Below are 18,659 nucleotides of genomic sequence, written 5' to 3'. Positions count from 1 at the left end.
CCAGCCCCGACTACGTAGTAAACAACCCCGGCCGACCGCCATCACGCTTCTGTTACGCATCTCATTTCCGTTACGCTTAAAGGAATAGCGGCCCCACTGTCGGATATGCCAGCGCAATCGCTCGTGGTGGGGTACGACGAACTCGCCGCGCTGAAACTACTCGCGCTCGACGGCGCGCTCGACAGCGAGGTGAAGGTGTCGTGTGCGGACCTCGCCGACCGCCTCGACGCCTCGAACCAGACCGCCTCGCGCCGCCTCCAGCGTCTCGACGACGCGGGGCTGCTCACCCGCGAGATCGTCAGCAACGGACAGTGGGTGTCGATCACCGACGACGGCGAGTGGGAGCTCAAGCGAGAGTACGAGGACTATCGGCGCATCTTCGAGGACGTCGCCGGCGTCGACCTCACGGGCACCGTCACGAGCGGCATGGGCGAGGGCCGCCACTACATCTCCCTGTCGGGCTACATGGAGCAGTTCGAGGACCGCCTGGGCTACGAGCCGTTCCCGGGGACGCTGAACGTCGACCTGACCGAGGAGAGCGTGCGCGCCCGGTCGGCGATGGAGGCGCTCGACCCCGTCCCCATCGACGGCTGGGAGGACGGCGACCGGACGTACGGTCCCGCCGTCTGCTACCCCGCCGCCATCCAGACGACCGACGACGAGACGTACGAGCAGGCCCACGTCATCGCCCCCGAGCGAACGCACCACGACGAGGACCAGCTGGAGCTCATCGCGCCGGCGAAGCTCCGCGACGAGATGGAACTCGACGACGGCGACCACCTCACCGTCCACGTCGAGGGAGCGCCATGAGCCAGACGCCGACCGGCACCGTCGACGACGCGGTCGCGGCGTTCAGCGACGGGTCGCCCGTGCTCGTCCACGACGCCGCCGACCGCGAGGGCGAGACGGACCTCGTCTACCCCGCGAGCGCCGTCACCCCCGACGCCGTCGCGCGCCTGCGCAACGACGCCGGCGGGCTGGTCTGCGTCGCGCTCGACAGCGACGTCGCCGACGCGTTCGACCTCGCGTACATGGACGAGGTGCTCGACCACCCCGCGAGCGAGGACCAGCAGCTCGGCTACGACGAGCGCTCGTCGTTCTCGCTGACGGTGAACCACCGCGACACCTACACCGGCATCACCGACGACGACCGCGCGCTGACCATCACGGAACTGGGCGACGCGGCGAGTCGCGTCGCAGAGTCGACGCCGTCCGGCGACGCCGCCGCGAACGCGCCCGCCAGCGACGGCGGCGCGGTCGACGCCGCCGAGGAGTTCGCCGAGCAGTTCCGCGCGCCCGGCCACGTCCACCTGCTGCGCGCCGCGCCGAACCTGCTCGACGAGCGCGAGGGCCACACCGAACTCGGCATCGCGCTCGCCGACGCCGCCGACCGCGAACCCGCCGTCGTCGTCTGCGAGATGCTCGATGACGAGACCGGCGGCGCACTCTCGCCCGCCGACGCACGGGCGTACGCCGACCGCCACGACCTGCCGTACGTCGAGGGCGCGGACCTCATCGAGCGCCTGGGATAGCCGTCTCCCCGTCCGGACCCCGTTTTCGACGCCCCAAGTTTTTTGACACGTTGCCGTCAGTTCGTAACGATGGGTGTCTTCGACTCGACGAGATTCCTGGACCCGCGCGACGCGTTCGCCGTCGCGCCGACCCGCGCTGCCGTCCTCTACCTCGGCTACGGGTTGCTGCTGGCCTCGTTCGTCTTCCCGTGGGCGGTCCACGACTCCGGCTACAAGACGGGCACCACGTACGCATTCGGCGCCGGGCGCTGGGTGCCATTCTGGGCGTACCCGTTCACGCTCGGTATGACGGTGTACGAGGTCTTCGCCCCGTTCGGCCAGGACTCGATCCGGGCGGACTCGTTCCTCCTCGGGACGATGTTCGCAGGAATGGGGGCCGTCATCATCATTTACGACGACCCGCGACTCGGGAGCTATCTCGCCGTCGTGGGCGGCATCGCCATCGCAGCGGTCAACGTCTACGACCTGCTGGTCGACGGGCTGCTGGTGAACATCGTGAAGGAACAGCACGGAGAGGACGAGTTCGCCGACCTTCCCCCGGACCACCCGTGGCGGGAGTGAGAGCGTTGTCGCGAACGCCAGGCGTGGAAACTCCGAAACCACGGGGCAGAAGGACGTGTCTCGTGCGAGTGCCCGTTCGGCGACTCCCGTCGGCGGAACGGCAGGTCTCCCCCCGTCCTCGTCCACAATCGTCCAGGGACAATCGTCAAAGCTGATAACCCTGGCCTTCGATGGGACTGACGTATGAGCTTCGACGAGATGGACGTGGATACGATCTGGATGGACGGCGAGTTCGTCGACTGGGACGACGCACAGATCCACGTCCTCACCCACGGCCTACACTACGGGACAGGCGTGTTCGAAGGGGTGCGCTGTTACGACACCGAGAAGGGCCCGGCCATCTTCCGCTGGGAGGAACACCTGGAGCGCTTCTACGACTCCTGCAAGCCGTACGACATGGACATCGAGTACGAGCCGGAGGAGCTGACGGAGGCGACGCTGGAACTCATCGACCGCGAGGACCTGGCGTCCTGCTACGTCCGTCCCATCGCCTACTTCGGCTACGACAGCCTCGGCGTCAACCCCGAGGGGTGTCCGACCGACGTCACCATCGCCGCGTGGCCGTGGGGCGCGTACCTGGGCGAGGAGGCGCTGGAGAACGGCGTCGAGGTGATGGTCTCCTCGTGGCGCAAGCACGCCTCCAGCCAGATACCGACCAACGCGAAGACGACGGGCCTGTACGTCAACAGCATGCTCGCCGGCGAGGAGGCCCGCCGCAACGGCTACGCCGAGGCGCTCGTCCTGAACAAGGAGGGCAACGTCGCCGAGGGGCCCGGCGAGAACCTCTTCCTCGTCCGCGACGGCGAACTCTACACGCCCGGGCTCTCCGAGAGCATCCTCGACGGCATCACCCGCCAGAGCGTCATCACGCTCGCCGAGGAGATGGGCTACACCGTCCACGACAACGTGAGCATCAGCCGCGGCGAGCTCAACACCGCCGACGAGCTGTTCTTCACCGGCAGCGCCGCGGAGGTCACCCCCATCCGGAAGGTCGACAACGTCGAGATCGGCAACGGCGGTCGCGGTCCCATCACCGAGGAGATCCAGTCGCGGTTCTTCGACCTCGTCCACCGGCGCATCGACGACCACGACGAGTGGTTCACCTACGTCTAGCGACCGACCACCGTTCTTTTTGTTGAAACCGTCCGTACCGACGAGCGATGGCGATCCCCCACTGGCTGTGGCCCCACGAGGAGCAGGACGGAGCCACGACCCCCGAGCCGGCGGACCTCGCCCGGGCGTCGACCACGTTCGAGGCACTTTCCGACGAGAACCGGCTCGGCATCCTCACCGCGCTCGCCGACAGCGCAGAGCCGCTCTCGTACACCGACCTCAGGGCGGCCTCGCCCGTCGACGACAACGGCAAGCTCAACTACCACCTCCGGCGACTGGACGACGACGGCCTCCTCGTCCGGCAGGACGGCGCGTACGCGCTCAGCGACCGCGGGGCGACGCTCGTCGAGACCGTCGACGCGGCGGTCGCGCACGAGGAGTAACACCCCGGAGCCCCCGAAGGAGAACGCCTCTTCTCCGAGCACTTAGGCCGCTGGAGCGGGGTAGTGGTCGACGACGGATGTGGCCTGTCGAACCGCGACCGGAGCGACGCGTCGACCGACGACCGACTCCCTGGAACGGGCGAGTAGCGAAGCGAGCCGCGACGGAGGGAGCGCGGTGAGCGCGGAGACAGACGGCAGTGCGCGCGAGTCCAGTACCGGGACGGAGCGCGAGCGGGGGCCCAGCCCGGACCGCGCGGTGACGTTCTCGTGGACGGGGTTCCGCGACGGCTACCGCGAGTGCGTGCCCGTCGCGCTGGGCGTCGCCGGCTACGGCGTCGTCTTCGGCGTCATCGCGCGACAGGCGGGGCTGAGCGTCGCCGAGGCGGCGCTGATGAGCGCGACCGTCCTCGCGGGCGCCGCCCAGCTCGTCGCCGTGGAGCTGTGGCGGTGGCCCATCCCCGCGGCGACCCTGCTCGTCACGACGACCGTCGTCAACCTCCGGTACCTGCTGATGGGCGCGAGCCTGCGCCCGTGGTTCCGGCACCTTTCGCCCGTGCGCGCGTACGGGAGCGTCTTCTTCACCGCCGACGAGAACTGGGCGCTGACGATGCGCGAACTGGAGGCGGGAAGCCGCCAGGGCGCGTTCCTGCTGGGGAGCGGCGTCGCCATCTGGAGCTTCTGGGTCGCCGCGACCGTCGTCGGGGCGACGGCCGGCGGCGTCGTCGGTGACCCGGCGCGGTACGGCCTGGACTTCGTGCTCGCGGCCATCTTCCTCACGCTCGCTGTCGACCTCTGGGACGGCCGGTCCGACCTGCTGCCGTGGACGGCGGCCGGCGGCGTCGCCCTTCTCGCCGCGGGGATGCTCCCCGGGAAGTGGTACATCCTGCTCGGCGGTCTGGCCGGCAGCCTCGTGGAGGTGGCCCGCTACGATGGTTGACCTCGACCCGCGCGTCGTCGCGGTCGTGCTCGGGATGAGCGTCGCGACCTACGTCACGAAGGCGGGCGGCCTCTGGCTGCTGGGCCGCGTCGAGGTGTCCGAACGGACCGAGGCCGGCCTCGAAGCCCTGCCCGGCGCGCTCGTGGTGGCGGTCGTCCTCCCCGAACTCGCGAGCGCGGGGCCGCCGACCTGGGCGGCCGGCGCGCTCGTCGTCCTCGTCGCCTGGCGCACCGACAGCGTGCTGCTGTCGCTGGTCGCCGGCGTCGGCGCGCTGCTCCTGCTGCGCGCCTGAGAACGGTCAGTCCTCGCGCGCCACGATGCGATAGGTCATCGTCTCGCCGTTCGGGAGTTCGACGTCGCGGTCGTGGGGCGTGAACCCGCAGCGCTCGTAGAAGGGGACGAGGTCCTCGCGGCAGTGCAGCGCCAGGTGGACGTCGTCGAGCGCGGAGTGGGACGCGACCGCTTCCATCAGTCGCACGCCGAGGCCCTCGCCGCGACGGTCGTCGGCCACGACGACGTCGTACACCATCCCGTACTCGCGGTAGTCGGTCAGGACGCGGGCCGCGGCGACGAGCGCGCCGGCCGCCTCGCGGAGGCCGACGGCCTCGTCCGTGTTCGCGAGGAGTTCGCGGACCTCGGCCCCGGTCCGGTCTGCCCACGGTGGGTGGTCGGCGTAGACGACCGGAGTTCGGGGGCGTCGCCGCCGTCGAGCGGTCAGGGCGTCACCATGCGCCCACCGTCCGGGCGCGGACCCAAGTAGCTTCGGAGAACGGCGGTTCTCCTCCCGCCGGACGAGGACCGCGTCGTGGCGAGCCACGGTCCCCAGCACGGGGACGACCGCGGAGCCGACGCGGTGGCTACGGGACGGAAGGTACCGGAAGAAGCGAGAACAGCGAGAAGAGGGGAAGCGGTCGACGCGCTAGCTCGTCGCGACGACTTCGCCCTCGACGGGTTCGGCCTCCTCGGCCTGGCGCTCCTCCTTCTCCTCTTCTTCCTTCTTGCTCTTGATCTTCTTCAGGCGGAAGATCTCCTCGCGCTCCTGCTCCTCGAGTTTCTGCTCGATGTAGTCCTGGGCCTCGTTCAGCTCGGGGAGGAGCTTGAACTCCAGGGCGTTGACGCGGCGCTTGGTCGTCTCGATCTCGGTGAGCATCTTCTTCATCGCCGTCTCCACCTCGGCGGCGAGGATGATGCTCTCCAGGAGCTCCTCGTAGGCCTCGGCCGCCTCGTCGATGCGGGCGCTCGTGCCGAGCACGCCGTACCCGCGCTGGTCGAGCGACTTCTTCACCTTCGAGGACTCGATCTGGGGCACGACGACGCCCATGATGTTCTTCGACTCGGTGGTGATCTCGGGGTGCTCCTTGAGCGCGGCGGCAGCACCGCGAACCGCCACGTCGCCCTCCATGGCGCGCGCCATGTTGATCTTCTGCTGGGCCTCCTCGTAGTCCTCGTTGAGCCCGGAACGGACGTCCTGGGCCTGGTCGAGGATGTCCATGAACTCCATGATGAGGCCGTCACGCTTCTTCTCCAGCGTCCCGTGCCCGCGCTCGGAGAGCTCGATGCGGTCCTCGATCTGCATCAGGTTCTTCCGAGTGGGCTTGACGTCCTTGGCCATCTTGGCGGGGTCTTGTGGCTCAAGCGGGTTAACTGTTTACAGACGACTCCTCCCGGGGCCAGATTTTTCACCCCCGTCCACCAACCCGCGGACAACTCCGGCGCGTCCCCCGGGACGCGTCACCGCCAAACCATGTCCGACGACTCCGACCAGCCGACGGACCGCAAGGAATCAGGTCAGCCAGTCCGCCTCCTCCACTACGCGGACCTCGAGAGCGTCTACGACCACCCCGAACGCGTCGGCCGCCTCGCCGGCTGCATCGACGACCGCCGCGGCGACGACGCCCTCGTGCTGGGGTCGGGGGACACGACCGCCCTCTGTTCGCTCTCGTTCTGCTCGGACGACGGCCGGGGCGTCGCCCGCGAGTTCTTCGAGGCCGTCCGGCCGGACGCGGACACGTTCGGCAACCACGACCTCGACCACGGCCCGGACTGGCTGGCGGACTTCGCCGCGTCGACGCCCCCGCGGTGGCTCTGCGCCAACGTCGAGGACTTCCCCGGCGACGTCGCCGAGAGCGAGGTGTTCGAGGTCGACGGCCGCCGCGTCGGCGTCGTCGGACTCGCGCATCCGGACACGGCGTCGTTGTCGTACGCGGTCGACTGCGCGTTCGAAGACCCGGTCGCGGCCGCGCGCGAGGCGGCCGCCGCCTGCCGTGAGCGAGGCGCCGAGTACGTCGTGATCTGCTCGCACGCGGGCGCGACGGACGCCGAAGTCGCCCGGAACGTGGACGCGGACGTGATCCTCGGCGGCCACGACCACGAGCGCGTCACCGAACGAGTCGACGGGACGCTCCTCGTCCGTCGGCCCGCCGGCGCGCACCTCGTGGAGGTCGAACTCGGTGGAGAGCCGACCGTCGAGGACCTCGACGTCGCGGGCGCACCGGTCGACGAGTCGGTCGCCGACGCCTATCGAGCCCGACGGGACCGACTCGGTCTCGACGAGGTGGTGGCACGTCTCGGCGAGCCACTCGACCGCCCGTCGGTCGCCGGGTTCGTCACCGACGCCTACCGCGAGGTCGCGGGCGCAGACGTCGGGCTCGCGTTCGAGGCGTCGGTCCGCCGGCGACTCGAGGGACAGGTCACCACCGCCGACGTGATCGGCGTCGCCCCGTTCGGCTCCGACCTCGTCGAACTCCGGGTTCCGGGTCGCGACCTCCGCGAGGCGCTGCTCGCGGGACGGACCGCGGTCGACGACACGCACGGCCGCCTCGTCTCGGGCGGGGCGACGGTACGGGACGAGACGGTCTTCGTCGGCGGCGAGCGACTGGAGTCGGACCGCGAGTACGACGTCGCCGCCATGAGCTACCTCTCTCACGCGGACGTGCTGTCGGCGTTCGCCCGCGACCGCGTCGTGGCGAGCCACGGTCCCCAGCACGAGGCGCTGCTCGCGCACGCACGCGACGGCGGCCTGGACGTGGCCCGCGAGGGACGTCTCCGGTCGCGGTGAGCGAGTGACGGGTGGCGTCGCCGTCGCTCAGGGGGACCAGTCACCGAACGCCGGCCGTCGAAGAGTCGTCAGGACACCAATCGCTCGACGACCGTCCCGCCGTTTCGCGGGTCGGCGGCTCGACTGTCCGGGCTTTCGAGTCGGACGACGGTGGTCTCGTTGACGAAGTAGTTCGTCCGGACGATGCCCTCGCCGGCGACGCCACTTCCGTCGAGGCACTCCTCGAAGGAGAACCCGCCTTCGAGGTGGACGACGTAGCCCGTCCCGGTCCGGTTCACGACGGTCGCCTCGGACACGTGTACGCCGAGCGAGAGCGTCGAGTCCGCTCGCTCGCGGTTCCAGACCGACGCCTCCTCGTATGCCGCGGCGAACGACCGGACGCTCTCCCGGGTGACGTTCTCGGGGGCGTCCGGGAGCGGTCTGCGGGCGAGGTCCTCGTCCGGCGGACAGGTCGACGTCGTTTCGGTGGGCGTCGCAGACGTGACACTGGTCGTCTCCGTCGGAGCCGTCGACGGACTGGTCGCCGTACAGCCCGCGAGCAGCACGCAGGCGACGAGCACGAGCGACAAGGACCTGCGACGTTCCATATTCGCAACTGGTTCGACTGTATGAAAAGTACTCCGGAGGGTGAAAGAGCCACTGCAGTCTCGCAGACTGCCGCTCGCCATCGGAGAGCGCGGCTACGCCGCTCGCGACGGTGGAAGAAAGACGAGAGAGAACGGAGCCGTGGCGTCAGTCGGCGGCGACTTCCTCGGCTTCCTCGCCTTCGGGGTAGTGCTCCTCGATGAGCTCCTCGTCGATGCGGTTGAGCTCCTCCTTGGGCAGCATGCCGAGGAGGTCCCAGCCGATGTCGAGGGTCTCGTCGATGGAGCGGTTCGTGTCGAAGCCCTGGTCGACGAACTCCTCCTCGAACCGGTCGGCGAAGTCGAGGTACTTGTTGTCACGCTCGGAGAGCGCCTCGCGACCGACGATGTTCACGAGGTCGCGCAGGTCCTCACCCTCCGCGTACGCGGCGTACATCTGGTCGGAGACGTCGCCGTGGTCCTCGCGGGTGAGGCCCTCGCCGATACCGTCGTCCATCAGCCGCGAGAGGCTCGGCAGCACGTTGATCGGCGGGACGACGCCCTGCGAGTTGAGGTCGCGGTCGATGTAGATCTGCCCCTCGGTGATGTATCCCGTCAGGTCCGGGATGGGGTGGGTGTCGTCGTCGCCCGGCATCGTGAGGATGGGGATCTGGGTGACAGAGCCCTCGCGACCCTCGATACGACCGGCGCGCTCGTACAGCTGCGCCAGGTCGGTGTACATGTACCCGGGGTAGCCACGGCGACCCGGCACCTCTTCGCGGGCCGCACCGATCTCGCGCAGGGCCTCACAGTAGTTGGTCATGTCCGTCAGGATGACCAGCACGTGGTAGCCCTTGTCGAACGCGAGGTACTCCGCCGTGGTGAGCGCGAGGCGGGGCGTGACCGTCCGCTCGACTGCGGGGTCGTCGGCGAGGTTCATGAAGACCACGGAGCGCTCCAGCGCGCCGGTGCGCTCGAAGTCCTCCATGAACTCGTTGGCCTCCTCCGCGGTGATGCCCATGGCGCCGAAGACCACTGCGAACTCCGTCCCCTCGTCGTCGTCGCCGGCGTCCTCCTCTTCCGGAACGGTCGCCTGGCGGGCGATCTGGAGCGAGAGTTCGTTGTGCGGCAGGCCGGACCCGGAGAAGATGGGGAGCTTCTGGCCGCGGACCAGCGTGTTCATGCCGTCGATGGCGGAGACGCCGGTCTGGATGAACTCCTCGGGGTACTCGCGGGCCGTCGGGTTGATCGCCGCGCCGACGATGTCGTCGCGCCGGTCGGGGACGATGTCGGGGCCGCCGTCGATGGGCTGGCCAGACCCGTCGAGGACGCGTCCGAGCAGGTCCTCCGTGACGGGCATCTTCATGGTCTCGCCGAGGAAACGGACCGAGGACTCGCGGTCGATGCCCTCGGTGCCCTCGAACACCTGGATGGAGACGAGACCGTCGCTCGATTCGAGCACCTGGCCGCGCAGTGTCTCGCCGGCCGGCGTCTCGATCTCGACGATCTCGTCGTACCCGATGGGCTCGTCGACCTCGGCGAACACCAGCGGACCGCTGATCTCGGTGATGGTCTGGTACTCTTTCATGTTAGTACTTCTCCCTGAGCTGCTCTTTCATGTCGGACTCCAGGTCCGCGACGAACTCGTCGACCTCGTCGTCGGGGGTCGTCGCGATGCGGTTCAGCCGCGGTGCGGCGTCGATGTCGGTGATCTCGTCCACCGGGACGCCCGCGTCGAGCGCCTCGAACGCCTCGTCGTTGTACGTCTGGATGGCCTTGAGGATGGTGTAGGACTTCTCCGGCGGACAGTTGGTGTCCACGTCGTGCAGCGCGTTCTGCTGGAGGAACGCCTCGCGGATGTAGCGGGCGACCTCGAGCGTGAGCTGCTGGTCCTCGGGCAGCGCGTCCTTGCCGACGAGCTGGACGATCTCCTGGAGTTCGTCCTCCTCGTCGAGGATGTCGACCGCCCACTGGCGCGTCTCCGGCCAGTCCTCGGCGACGTTCTCCTGGAACCACGGGTCGAGCTGGTCCTTGTACAGCGAGTAGGACTCGTTCCAGTTGATGGCCGGGAAGTGACGCCGTTCCGCGAGGTCGGCGTCCAGCGCCCAGAACGTCTTCACGATGCGCAGCGTGTTCTGGGTGACCGGCTCGGAGAAGTCACCGCCCGGCGGGCTGACCGCGCCCACGACGGTGACCGAGCCTTCGGTGTCGTTGATGTTGTCGAAGTAGCCGGCACGCTCGTAGAACTCCGAGAGGCGCGCGGCCAGGTACGCGGGGTAGCCCTCCTCGCCGGGCATCTCCTCCAGCCGCGAGGAGATCTCGCGCATGGCCTCCGCCCACCGCGAGGTGGAGTCGGCCATCAGCGCGACGTCGTACCCCATGTCGCGGTAGAACTCCGCGATGGTGATGCCGGTGTACACGCAGGATTCGCGCGCGGCCACGGGCATGTTCGACGTGTTCGCGATGAGGCAGGTCCGGGACATCAGCGGCTTCCCGGTCTGGGGGTCCTCCAGCTCCGGGAAGTCGTCGATGACCTCCGTCATCTCGTTGCCGCGCTCGCCGCAGCCGATGTAGACGACGATGTCGGCGTCGGCCCACTTGGCGAGCTGCTGCTGGGTGACGGTCTTGCCGGAGCCGAACGGCCCCGGAATCGCCGCCGTCCCACCCTTCGCGAGCGGGAACAGGCCGTCCTGGATGCGCTGGCCCGTCACCAGCGGCGTCCGCGGCGTCTTCTTGTCCTGGGCGGGCCGCGCCTCGCGGACCGGCCACTCCTGCTGCATCTGGACCTCCTCGCCGTTGTCGAGTTCGACGATGGTCTCCGTCACGGCGTACTCGCCGCTCTTGACGTCGACGACCTCGCCGCCCTCGTAGTCCGGCGGGACCATGACCTTGTGCTCGATGCTCTGGGTCTCGGGAACGGTCCCGACGATGTCGCCGGCGGACACCTCGTCGCCCTCCGAGACGGTGGGCTCGAACGTCCAGGTGTCGTCCTGGTCGATACCGGGTGCGTCGACACCGCGGTCGAGGAACGCGCCCATCTTGTCCTCCAGGACCGTCAGCGGGCGCTGGACGCCGTCGTAGATGGAGTCCAGCATGCCCGGACCGAGGTCCACGGACAGCGGCTCGCCCGTGTTCTCGACGGGTTCGCCGGGTGCGACGTTGGACGTCTCCTCGTAGACCTGGATGGTCGTGATGTTGCCTTCGATCTCGATGACCTCGCCCATCAGCCCTTCGTCGCCGACGTAGACGACGTCGTTCATCCGGGCGTCGAGGTCCGTTGCGGTAACCACGGGACCGCTCACGCTCTCGATCACGCCGTCCTCTCGAACGACGTCAGATTCTGTTGCTTGGCTCATTCGTTGTCTCCTTGTTCGTCTTCTTCCATAAGGTCGATACCGATTGCACGCTTGATCTTGTCGCGGAGACCGCCGCTCCCCGCGCCGCCACCCAGCGTCACGAGGGTGGGTTCGACGCTCGTCTCGACGTCGTTGCGGACGTTCCGCGAGAGGTGCGACATGTCCTCGTCGTGCATCACGATGATGCCGACGTCGTCGTCGTCCAGGACGCGAGAAACGGCGTCGTCGAGCTCCGCCTCCTTCTGCTCCTCCGGCACGTTCTCGAACTTCCGGACGCCGGCGAGCCGGAACCCGGTCGTGAACTCCGGACTGCCGATGACGGCTATCTCCTGGCTCATAGTATCACCAGTTCCTCCTCGATCTCGTCCTCGGAGAGGCCGGCCTCGCGACCGCGTGCGATGGCGCGGATGTTGTCCACCTCGCGCTCCTTGGCGAGAACGTACGCGAGCACCGGACACACCGACAGCGGGAAAGCGTACGAGAGGTGGTCCGAGTACTCGAGCAGTGCAGCGTCTAGTGCGTGCTCGAACCCGATGAGGCTGTCGGCGCGTTCGAGTTCGTCCAGCGCGTCGTCGAGGTCACGACCGTACGTGCTGTCGCGGATGCGCGCGACGAGTTCGTCGGTGTTACCGGCCAGCTGCGCGATCTCGCTCGCGCTGAACAGCCGCCCGCCCTCGATGAAGTACTCCGAGGGGTCGATGTCCGCACCGCTCCGGCTGATGCGCAGTGCGTTCCGGACGTTCCGGAAGTCGATCTCGGCCTGCAGGAACTCGACGTACAGCTGGAGCGCACGGTTCTGGGACTCCGTGACGCCCGCCATCAGTTCCTCGTAGAACGCGCGGTCGACGGCGTTCTCCAGCGGGACGAGCAGACCGCTCTCCTCGTAGTCCTCGTACGCCGCGTCGACGGGATCGCCGAAGATGGTGCCGTCGAGCAGGTCGACGACGTCCTCGATGGAGCCGGCCTCCGTCAGTCGGTCGAGGAACGCGTCGTCGAACTCGCCCGCGCGGATGAGGTCGGACTGGACGTCCTCGCGGTCGGCGTCGGCGTAGATGCCGCGCACGACTGTCTTGACGTTCCAGGCGTCGAACTTCCGCAGGTAGCGGGCGATGAAGGAGTAGAGGTCACCGCCGGACCAGTCGAGCAGGTCGTTGAAGTGCTTCGCGAGGTTGCGGTTCAGCGAGTACTCGATGAGGTCGACGCCGTCGTACCGCGCGCCGAGCGCGTTGACCTCGGACTCGTACTCCGACTCCTCCATGAACCGGGCGATCTCGCCCGGTCCCATGCGGAGCAGCTTGCGGTAGTCCTCGTCGTCGAACAGCGCGGCTCGACGCGCCCTCACGCGGGCGTTGACGTACTCGTAGTTCGAGGTGCCCGATTCGTCTGTCGCCCTCATTGCTCGAACAGCCGTGAACTGATTTCCTTGAGGTTGTCTTCCCACACGTCCTCGAGCACGGAGTCGAACGTGTTGTTCACGCGGAGGCGGGATTGCTCGCTCTCGACGACGACGCCGCCGAGGCAGTCGACCTCGCCGGCGTACTCGAAGCCGTCGTAGTCCGCGAGAACGTCGGTGAGCAGTTCCTCGTCGTCGGCACGCCCGTACACCGTGATGGTGTCGTCCGAGTCGAACTCCTCGGCGGCCGCGTCGAGCAGCGTCCGCGTCAGCTCCTCCCGGTCCTCGCCGCCGAGGTTGCCGACGCGCTCCTCGACGTCTGCGCGGACCTCCTGGAGCACGTCGCGCCGGGCCTCCAGGCGCTTCTGCTTCGCTTCGAGCTTCGCGCTGGAGAGGCGCTGTTCGCGCTCCTGCTCGATCTCGTTCTCTATTTCGCTCTCTTTCGCCGCGAGAATGTCGTCCGCGTCGGCTTCGGCCTCGTCGAGGATATCCGCTGCTCGGGCTTCGCCGTCTTCGCGGATTTCCTCCGCGCGCTCGCGGGCTTCGTTCCTAATATCTTCAGCTACCGTTTCCAGGCTCATAATGAAGAGGGATGGGGTGCGTTTAGACCACGAAGACCGTGACCAGCGCCAGGATGACCAGCGTCTCCGGCAGGACCGTCAGGATGAGGCCCGTACCGAAGAGGTCCTGGTCTTCCGTGACGGCGCCGACGGCCGCGGCACCGATACCGCGCTCCGCGTAGCCGGAACCGAGCGCGGCGAGACCGACAGCGAGCGCGGCGGCGGCCTTCGGCGGGATGGCCGGCGCAGCTGCGGCCTGGTCCTGTGCGAGCGGTGCGAGTGTGTTGACGAACGCGAATACGAATTCGAACATGATTTCTTGGTCCTCCGTAGGCTCTCTCGTAACCGAACAGGAGGAAGTTCACGCCACAGGCGTCATAAAACTTCCCAAACGGACCGGACGGATTCGGGTGTTTCGGGGACTGTAGCCGAAAAATCATGGTAGCAATACACAGGGAACGGGAGTCGCGCTAACACCCCTCGCGGACGAGAGCGTACGCTGAAGAGCCGAGGCAGAACGAAGACGGTGGGCGTTCGGCGACGTGCGGTCTAGTCCTGCGTCGTGTGCGACCGCTCGTAGCCGAACGGCGTGTACTTCTCGCCGCCGCCCTCGTAGAACTTGCCGAAGAACTCCACGTACTCGAGACGCACCGCCTGCAGGCCGGCACTCGTGACACCGAGCGCGAGCACGAGCAGGTGGCCGAGCACGAGGATCAGCAGGCCGACCAGCAGGCCCGCGGCGCCGGAGTGGACCAGGCCGGGGAACATGATGCTGGTGACCTCGTGGCCGTGGGCCATGTCACCGACGTGTGGCATGTGGCTGATGCCGAAGTGCCACGCCTCGTGACCGGGGTCGCCGGTCACGTAGACGCCGAAGAACAGCAGGTTGACCACGAACGCCATGCCGGCCTTCGCCAGCAGAACGGCGCCCAGCCGGGTGTACGACAGGACGTTCACGAGCACGTTGAGGAACTCGACGCCCTCGACGGGGTCGCCCGACACGAGCAGGACGAGACCGACGAAGAACACGGCGATGCCGACCAGCCCGGCCGTCTCCGGCAGGGTGGTGAACCCGAACGCGAACGGGTTGCCGTTGAAGATGCTCTCCGGACCGGCGAGGAGTGGGGGAGCCGCGCCCCACGGCGGCGTGTTGGCGAAGATCCACGCCCACAGGCCGAACATCATCATCAGCCAGGAGCCGCTCTCCTGCATCGCGTCGACGATGCCGTGGCTCAGGTTCTCGATGAAGTCGAACACCCACCCGATGGTGAGGTGGACGATGCCGGCGAGCAGGCTCAGCACGAGCCACGCGGTGGCGTAGTCGCCGTACGCGGGCTGGAGACCCTTGTGCATCGGCGGGTTGCCGCCCCAGACGATCTCGCCGAGCTGGTGCAAGCCGAACACTTCGCCGTACAGGACGCCGAAGATGGCGGTGAACGCGCCGGCCCAGACGGCGATGCCGCCGAGGCTCCGGATCGCGTCCGAGTCGAAGCCGGTGTACAGCCAGAAACCGATGGCCATGTACAGCAGCCCGTACCCGAGGTCGCCGATCATGAACCCGAAGAACACGGGGAACGTCAGGAACAGGATGACCGTCGGGTCGAACTCGAAGTACTTCGGCCGGTTGATGGTCTCGACGAGGAGTTCGAACGGCTTCACGGGGCCTGGGTTGTCCTGGACGACCGGCGGGTCGTCGTCGCCCATCGACACCGTGCCGCCGTCGGCGGCGACCTCGGCCTGTTCGAGCGGCGCGTGGTGGCCGTCGTGCTCCTCGTACTCGGCGCGTTCGAGCTCCTCGAGGTCGACGTGGTCCCCGACGGCATCGTCGAGCGCGCGTTCGAGGTCGGCGTAGTTCTCCGTCGGAATCCACCCCTCGGCGACGAAGGCGTTCTTCGTCGTGGCGAACTGGAGCGGAGCCTCCGCCTTCTGGACCTCGATGGAGAGCTTCTCCTCGGCCGCCAGCAGGAAGCCGGCGGCGTCGAGGCGAACCTCTTCGAGTTCGTTCTCGACGTCGTCGAGCTCCGATTCGAGCTGCTGGCGCTCGTGGCGGAGTTCGTCGACGTAGTCGCTCGGACTGCCGGACGCGTCCGGGATCTCGTGGGCGGCGAAGTCGATGCCGACCAGCGCCTCGTCCAGCGCGTCCTCGTCGGCGTCGGCGGTCGGCCGCGCGAAGACCGCCATCGTCCGGTCCTCGGCGAACAGCTCGAACTCCCGGACGTCGTCGTGGTCCGAGAGGAGGTCGCGGACGGCGTCGGGGTTGCCTTCACCGACCGCGACCTGCAGGCTGTCGTAGCCCGACAGGAGGTCGAGGTCGATGCCCAGTTCGGCGAACGGCTCCACGGCGTCGATGCGTTCCTCGACGCTCCGGAGCTCGCCCTGGAGCTCGTTGCGACGGTCGTCGAGGTCGTTGACCTGCTCGCGGATGTCCGCGAGCTCCTCCTCGAGCGCCTCGTCGGTGACGATGCGGCTCGGGCCCGCGTCCTCCTCGTCGACGTCGAGGATGCTCTCGATGGAGCGGACCGTCACGAGCTTGTCGGACGCCTCGTCGGCTCCCTCGATGGGGTTGCCGGGGTCGAACCCCTCCCACGAGTCGTCGTAGTTGGACAGGTGGACCAGGTTCAGCTCGTGGATGGCCTCGATGACGTCGTCCATCACCCGCCGTGATCCCGTCACCGAGACCTTGCTCATTCGCTCAGGTCTGAGCATGCACCGCCTCCCGGAACCGGTTGACGACGTGCTCTATGACGTCGTCGACGTTTTCTTCGGCGCGCGACTCGAGCACTTCGCGCTCCTCCTCGCCTTCGGCGAGGATCTCTTCGCGCTCGGCCTCGATGTCTTCGCGCGCCTCTGCCAGACGCTGCTCCTCCAGCTCGGCGGCCTCCGTCTCGGCTTCCTCGCGGATCTCCTCCGCGCGCTGTCGAGCCTCGGAGATCCGCTCGTCGCGGTCCTCCTCGGCCTCGGCAACGATTTCGTCAGCCTCGCTTTCGGCCTCCTTGACTCGTTCGAGAACCTCTGGCCTCGGCATGTACTGTAATCAAGCGGAACGTTGCGCGAGCGGCTATAAACTACTTGCGGAACCGCTTCCGGGGACGCGAACCGCGACCGCGGCGGCCGCCGACCTGCCGCGGTTGGAAGTCGAACGCCTCGGCGTTCGCCGGAGACGAGACGCTTCGCGCCATCCGAACACGTAACAAGGAGGGTGCCGTACGAGCGGACATGGACGACCGGAAGACCGAGTCCTGCGGCCGTTGCGGGCTCTCGTCGGTGGTCGACGCGACGGGCGGTGGCGACGCCTACGACGGCGACCGAATCGAGGTCGACGAGGCTCAACTGCGGGCGGCGAGCTGGCACGTCGAGCTCGTCGGGCGCGCGAAGCGACGGCTGGATGCGTTCGTCCAGCGGATCACCTACGGCCGCTGACCGCCGAACTCGCCGGGCGTGACCGCCGTCGGCGGCCCGAACCGCCGTAGCGACGGCAGGGCCAGCCAGTAGGCGGCCGCCAGCACCGTTCCGACGCCGCCCAGCAGCATCACCGTCCTGCTCCCCAGTCGTTCGCCCGCCAGCCCGCCGACCAGCATGCCGGCGGGCAGCACGAGGCTGGACGCGCTGCCGACGGTCGCGGAGACGCGCCCGAGCAGGTCGTCGGGGACGCCGGTCTGGACCGTCGCCATCGCCGAGACGTTGTACACGCCGTGGGGCACCCGCGAGGCGGCGAACAGCGCGACCGTCGCCAGCACGCCGGGGACGACCACTGCACCGGTCCAGAGCGCGGCGGACGCGACGAACCCGACGACGGTGACGCGACCCATCGGCAGGCCGTCGACGCCCGACGCGGCGACGGAGCCGACGACGGTGCCGGCGGTCATCCCCGCGAGCAGCAGGCCGTACGTCGACGCGCCGCCGAACGAGGCGGCGAACGCGGGCAGGACCGCGAGCGCGACGCCGGTGAGGAAGTTGGCGAACGTGCTCGCGACCAGCATGCGTCCGGCGACCGACCCGGCGAGCAGGGCGACTCCCGCCCGGAGGTCGGCGAGGTAGTTCCCGGCGGCGAACTCGCCCTCCGCCGGTCTGGTCGGGACCGACAGCGAGGCGAACGCCAGCGCCGCGACCGCGAAGGTGACGGCGTCGACGACGTACACCGCGACGCCGCCGGCGAGGGCGACGAGCGCGCCCGCGACGGTGTTGGACGTCGTGTCGACGGTCTTCGAGACGACGGAGGCGACCGAGTTCGCGCGGACGAGGCGGTCCTCGTCGACCAGTCGGGGCAGGGCGGCGGTCTGGGCCGGTCCGGCGAACAGGTTCGCCAGCGCGAGCAGGGGCATCACCGCGAGCACGACGACGACGTCGAGGTGGCCGAGGGCGGCGGCGAGCGGCACCGCCAGCACGACGAGTCCCTGGACGACCTCCGAGTAGGTGAGCACGCGGTCCAGGCTGGCGCGGTCGACGAGCGGTCCGACGAGGATCTTTAACACTCCCGGTGCGCGCGTGAGCACGCCCGCGAGGCCGGTGTACGCGGTCGACCCCGTGAGGTCGTACACCAGCCACATCGCCGCGACGGAGTAGAGGCCGTCGCCGAACTTGCTGACGCTGCGCGCGGCGAGCAGTCGGCGGAACCCCGGATCGGCGAGCACGGCCAGTCGGCGAGCGAGCGACGTGGGGAGGAGCGCGGCGACCCGGTCGGGGAGCGCGGACGCCCCGGAGTCGGTGGCGGTCACGTCGGAGTCCGACGCGGGAGACGGTCTTGAGCGTTCCGTGAACGCCAGTTCTGTAGGAACGATTAGAGTTCCGCTGGCGCGGACGGTAGATTGATGATGACGGCCGCGCGACAGGACCTCATGGGCGAGGACCCGACCGACGCCCTCGAGGTGCTGGGCAACGAGATCCGGATGGCAATCCTGCGAGAGCTCGCGGAGGCGGACGGGTCGCTGACGTTCACCGAACTGCGCGAGCGCGTCGGCGTCCGCGACACGGGGAAGTTCAACTACCACCTGACGAAGCTCTGTGCGTACTTCCTTCGGGAGACGGACGGCGGATACGAGCTCGGGCACGCCGGGTCGCGGGTCATCGCGGCCGGCGACGTGGAAGCGGATCCGGCCGTCGCGGACGGGGCGACCGACGTCCGGGAGGACGGCTGTCCGGTCTGCGGCGAGTCGGACTGCGGGAAGTACTTCCACGTGCACCTCCGCGCGCCGTGGGCGTGACG

At 68.6% G+C, this 18,659-nt stretch carries 22 protein-coding genes; 10 read left to right on the top strand and 12 right to left on the bottom strand.

Annotation, left to right across the window (positions count from 1 at the left end; translation table 11 throughout):
* Positions 1–105 precede the first annotated feature (105 nt).
* From NKT36_RS09245 to NKT36_RS09215, 7 genes are all read left to right on the top strand, one after another.
* Positions 106–810 carry a DUF120 domain-containing protein gene (locus NKT36_RS09245; protein WP_327050763.1) on the top strand — a complete coding sequence of 235 codons (705 nt, stop codon included), beginning with the start codon at positions 106–108 and terminating at the stop codon, positions 808–810.
* Positions 807–1,532: a 3,4-dihydroxy-2-butanone-4-phosphate synthase gene (gene ribB, locus NKT36_RS09240; RefSeq protein ID WP_327050762.1), complete on the top strand. Its 726-nt coding sequence runs from the start codon at positions 807–809 to the stop codon at positions 1,530–1,532. The genes NKT36_RS09245 and ribB overlap by 4 nt, the downstream gene beginning before the upstream one ends.
* Positions 1,533–1,601: 69 nt before the next feature.
* Positions 1,602–2,093: a hypothetical protein gene (locus tag NKT36_RS09235; RefSeq protein WP_327050761.1), complete on the top strand. Its 492-nt coding sequence runs from the start codon at positions 1,602–1,604 to the stop codon at positions 2,091–2,093.
* A 183-nt stretch (positions 2,094–2,276) separates the two neighbouring features.
* Positions 2,277–3,206 carry a branched-chain amino acid transaminase gene (locus NKT36_RS09230; RefSeq protein ID WP_327050760.1) on the top strand — a complete coding sequence of 310 codons (930 nt, stop codon included), beginning with the start codon at positions 2,277–2,279 and terminating at the stop codon, positions 3,204–3,206.
* A 47-nt stretch (positions 3,207–3,253) separates the two neighbouring features.
* Positions 3,254–3,589, top strand: a complete 336-nt coding sequence (locus NKT36_RS09225) for an ArsR/SmtB family transcription factor (protein WP_327050759.1) — start codon at positions 3,254–3,256, stop codon at positions 3,587–3,589.
* Positions 3,590–3,764: 175 nt separating this feature from the next.
* Positions 3,765–4,526: an AzlC family ABC transporter permease gene (locus NKT36_RS09220; protein WP_407652164.1), complete on the top strand. Its 762-nt coding sequence runs from the start codon at positions 3,765–3,767 to the stop codon at positions 4,524–4,526.
* The gene (locus NKT36_RS09215) at positions 4,519–4,818 is read left to right on the top strand and encodes an AzlD family protein (protein WP_327050758.1); all 300 of its coding nucleotides are present in this window, start codon (positions 4,519–4,521) and stop codon (positions 4,816–4,818) included. The genes NKT36_RS09220 and NKT36_RS09215 overlap by 8 nt, the downstream gene beginning before the upstream one ends.
* Positions 4,819–4,824: 6 nt before the next feature.
* Here the strand turns inward: NKT36_RS09215 and NKT36_RS09210 are convergent, their stop codons facing one another.
* Complete coding sequence (locus NKT36_RS09210) at positions 4,825–5,343, bottom strand: GNAT family N-acetyltransferase (protein ID WP_327050757.1); 519 nt, start codon at positions 5,341–5,343, stop codon at positions 4,825–4,827.
* A gap of 102 nt (positions 5,344–5,445) precedes the next feature.
* Positions 5,446–6,138, bottom strand: coding sequence for a V-type ATP synthase subunit D (locus tag NKT36_RS09205; protein ID WP_327050756.1), 693 nt, complete (start codon positions 6,136–6,138; stop codon positions 5,446–5,448).
* 132 nt (positions 6,139–6,270) lie between these two features.
* Between NKT36_RS09205 and NKT36_RS09200 the strand changes: the two genes are divergently transcribed.
* Positions 6,271–7,584 (top strand): bifunctional metallophosphatase/5'-nucleotidase, encoded by a 1,314-nt coding sequence (locus NKT36_RS09200; RefSeq protein WP_327050755.1) that lies wholly within the window; start codon positions 6,271–6,273, stop codon positions 7,582–7,584.
* Positions 7,585–7,652: 68 nt separating this feature from the next.
* Here NKT36_RS09200 and NKT36_RS09195 read toward each other — a convergent pair whose 3' ends face one another.
* From NKT36_RS09195 to ahaH, 9 genes are all read right to left on the bottom strand, one after another.
* Entirely contained in the window at positions 7,653–8,153 is a 501-nt protein-coding gene (locus NKT36_RS09195) for a hypothetical protein (protein ID WP_327050754.1), read from the bottom strand.
* Positions 8,154–8,316: 163 nt separating this feature from the next.
* Entirely contained in the window at positions 8,317–9,735 is a 1,419-nt protein-coding gene (locus NKT36_RS09190; protein WP_327050753.1) for an ATP synthase subunit B, read from the bottom strand.
* 1 nt (position 9,736) lies between these two features.
* Positions 9,737–11,503 (bottom strand): ATP synthase subunit A, encoded by a 1,767-nt coding sequence (locus NKT36_RS09185; protein WP_327050752.1) that lies wholly within the window; start codon positions 11,501–11,503, stop codon positions 9,737–9,739.
* Positions 11,500–11,841 carry a V-type ATP synthase subunit F gene (locus NKT36_RS09180; RefSeq protein WP_327050751.1) on the bottom strand — a complete coding sequence of 114 codons (342 nt, stop codon included), beginning with the start codon at positions 11,839–11,841 and terminating at the stop codon, positions 11,500–11,502. Before NKT36_RS09180 ends, NKT36_RS09185 begins: the two co-directional genes overlap by 4 nt.
* A complete protein-coding gene (locus NKT36_RS09175; protein WP_327050750.1) occupies positions 11,838–12,899 on the bottom strand; it encodes a V-type ATP synthase subunit C in 1,062 nt (353 codons plus the stop codon). Before NKT36_RS09175 ends, NKT36_RS09180 begins: the two co-directional genes overlap by 4 nt.
* Entirely contained in the window at positions 12,896–13,477 is a 582-nt protein-coding gene (locus NKT36_RS09170; RefSeq protein ID WP_327050749.1) for a V-type ATP synthase subunit E, read from the bottom strand. The genes NKT36_RS09175 and NKT36_RS09170 overlap by 4 nt, the downstream gene beginning before the upstream one ends.
* Before the next feature lie 22 nt (positions 13,478–13,499).
* Positions 13,500–13,769 carry a F0F1 ATP synthase subunit C gene (locus NKT36_RS09165; RefSeq protein WP_327050748.1) on the bottom strand — a complete coding sequence of 90 codons (270 nt, stop codon included), beginning with the start codon at positions 13,767–13,769 and terminating at the stop codon, positions 13,500–13,502.
* A 236-nt stretch (positions 13,770–14,005) separates the two neighbouring features.
* Positions 14,006–16,162 (bottom strand): V-type ATP synthase subunit I, encoded by a 2,157-nt coding sequence (locus NKT36_RS09160; protein ID WP_327050747.1) that lies wholly within the window; start codon positions 16,160–16,162, stop codon positions 14,006–14,008.
* Entirely contained in the window at positions 16,149–16,481 is a 333-nt protein-coding gene (gene ahaH, locus NKT36_RS09155) for an ATP synthase archaeal subunit H (protein WP_327050746.1), read from the bottom strand. Before ahaH ends, NKT36_RS09160 begins: the two co-directional genes overlap by 14 nt.
* A gap of 191 nt (positions 16,482–16,672) precedes the next feature.
* Between ahaH and NKT36_RS09150 the strand changes: the two genes are divergently transcribed.
* Positions 16,673–16,876 (top strand): hypothetical protein, encoded by a 204-nt coding sequence (locus NKT36_RS09150; RefSeq protein WP_327050745.1) that lies wholly within the window; start codon positions 16,673–16,675, stop codon positions 16,874–16,876.
* Here NKT36_RS09150 and NKT36_RS09145 read toward each other — a convergent pair.
* A complete protein-coding gene (locus NKT36_RS09145; protein WP_327050744.1) occupies positions 16,864–18,171 on the bottom strand; it encodes an MFS transporter in 1,308 nt (435 codons plus the stop codon). The genes NKT36_RS09150 and NKT36_RS09145 overlap by 13 nt on opposite strands.
* A gap of 93 nt (positions 18,172–18,264) precedes the next feature.
* On the opposite strand from NKT36_RS09145, the gene NKT36_RS09140 reads away from it, so the two are divergent.
* Positions 18,265–18,657 (top strand): winged helix-turn-helix domain-containing protein, encoded by a 393-nt coding sequence (locus NKT36_RS09140; RefSeq protein WP_327050743.1) that lies wholly within the window; start codon positions 18,265–18,267, stop codon positions 18,655–18,657.
* Positions 18,658–18,659: the final 2 nt, after the last annotated feature.

Source organism: Halomicrococcus gelatinilyticus (assembly GCA_024227995.1).
GTDB classification, from domain to species: Archaea; Halobacteriota; Halobacteria; order Halobacteriales; family Haladaptataceae; genus Halomicrococcus; species Halomicrococcus gelatinilyticus.
This window is presented reverse-complemented; position numbering and strand designations above follow the sequence as displayed.

What these genes read in the sequence shown, in the direction of transcription:
- NKT36_RS09245 (WP_327050763.1), top strand. Translation starts at nt 106, where the DNA reads ATGCCAGCGCAATCGCTCGTGGTGGGGTACGACGAACTCGCCGCGCTG.
- ribB (WP_327050762.1), top strand. Translation starts at nt 807, where the DNA reads ATGAGCCAGACGCCGACCGGCACCGTCGACGACGCGGTCGCGGCGTTC.
- NKT36_RS09235 (WP_327050761.1), top strand. Translation starts at nt 1,602, where the DNA reads ATGGGTGTCTTCGACTCGACGAGATTCCTGGACCCGCGCGACGCGTTC.
- NKT36_RS09230 (WP_327050760.1), top strand. Translation starts at nt 2,277, where the DNA reads ATGAGCTTCGACGAGATGGACGTGGATACGATCTGGATGGACGGCGAG.
- NKT36_RS09225 (WP_327050759.1), top strand. Translation starts at nt 3,254, where the DNA reads ATGGCGATCCCCCACTGGCTGTGGCCCCACGAGGAGCAGGACGGAGCC.
- NKT36_RS09215 (WP_327050758.1), top strand. Translation starts at nt 4,519, where the DNA reads ATGGTTGACCTCGACCCGCGCGTCGTCGCGGTCGTGCTCGGGATGAGC.
- NKT36_RS09205 (WP_327050756.1), bottom strand. Translation starts at nt 6,138, where the DNA reads ATGGCCAAGGACGTCAAGCCCACTCGGAAGAACCTGATGCAGATCGAG.
- NKT36_RS09200 (WP_327050755.1), top strand. Translation starts at nt 6,271, where the DNA reads ATGTCCGACGACTCCGACCAGCCGACGGACCGCAAGGAATCAGGTCAG.
- NKT36_RS09190 (WP_327050753.1), bottom strand. Translation starts at nt 9,735, where the DNA reads ATGAAAGAGTACCAGACCATCACCGAGATCAGCGGTCCGCTGGTGTTC.
- NKT36_RS09185 (WP_327050752.1), bottom strand. Translation starts at nt 11,503, where the DNA reads ATGAGCCAAGCAACAGAATCTGACGTCGTTCGAGAGGACGGCGTGATC.
- NKT36_RS09180 (WP_327050751.1), bottom strand. Translation starts at nt 11,841, where the DNA reads ATGAGCCAGGAGATAGCCGTCATCGGCAGTCCGGAGTTCACGACCGGG.
- NKT36_RS09175 (WP_327050750.1), bottom strand. Translation starts at nt 12,899, where the DNA reads ATGAGGGCGACAGACGAATCGGGCACCTCGAACTACGAGTACGTCAAC.
- NKT36_RS09170 (WP_327050749.1), bottom strand. Translation starts at nt 13,477, where the DNA reads ATGAGCCTGGAAACGGTAGCTGAAGATATTAGGAACGAAGCCCGCGAG.
- NKT36_RS09165 (WP_327050748.1), bottom strand. Translation starts at nt 13,769, where the DNA reads ATGTTCGAATTCGTATTCGCGTTCGTCAACACACTCGCACCGCTCGCA.
- NKT36_RS09160 (WP_327050747.1), bottom strand. Translation starts at nt 16,162, where the DNA reads ATGCTCAGACCTGAGCGAATGAGCAAGGTCTCGGTGACGGGATCACGG.
- ahaH (WP_327050746.1), bottom strand. Translation starts at nt 16,481, where the DNA reads ATGCCGAGGCCAGAGGTTCTCGAACGAGTCAAGGAGGCCGAAAGCGAG.
- NKT36_RS09150 (WP_327050745.1), top strand. Translation starts at nt 16,673, where the DNA reads ATGGACGACCGGAAGACCGAGTCCTGCGGCCGTTGCGGGCTCTCGTCG.
- NKT36_RS09140 (WP_327050743.1), top strand. Translation starts at nt 18,265, where the DNA reads ATGATGACGGCCGCGCGACAGGACCTCATGGGCGAGGACCCGACCGAC.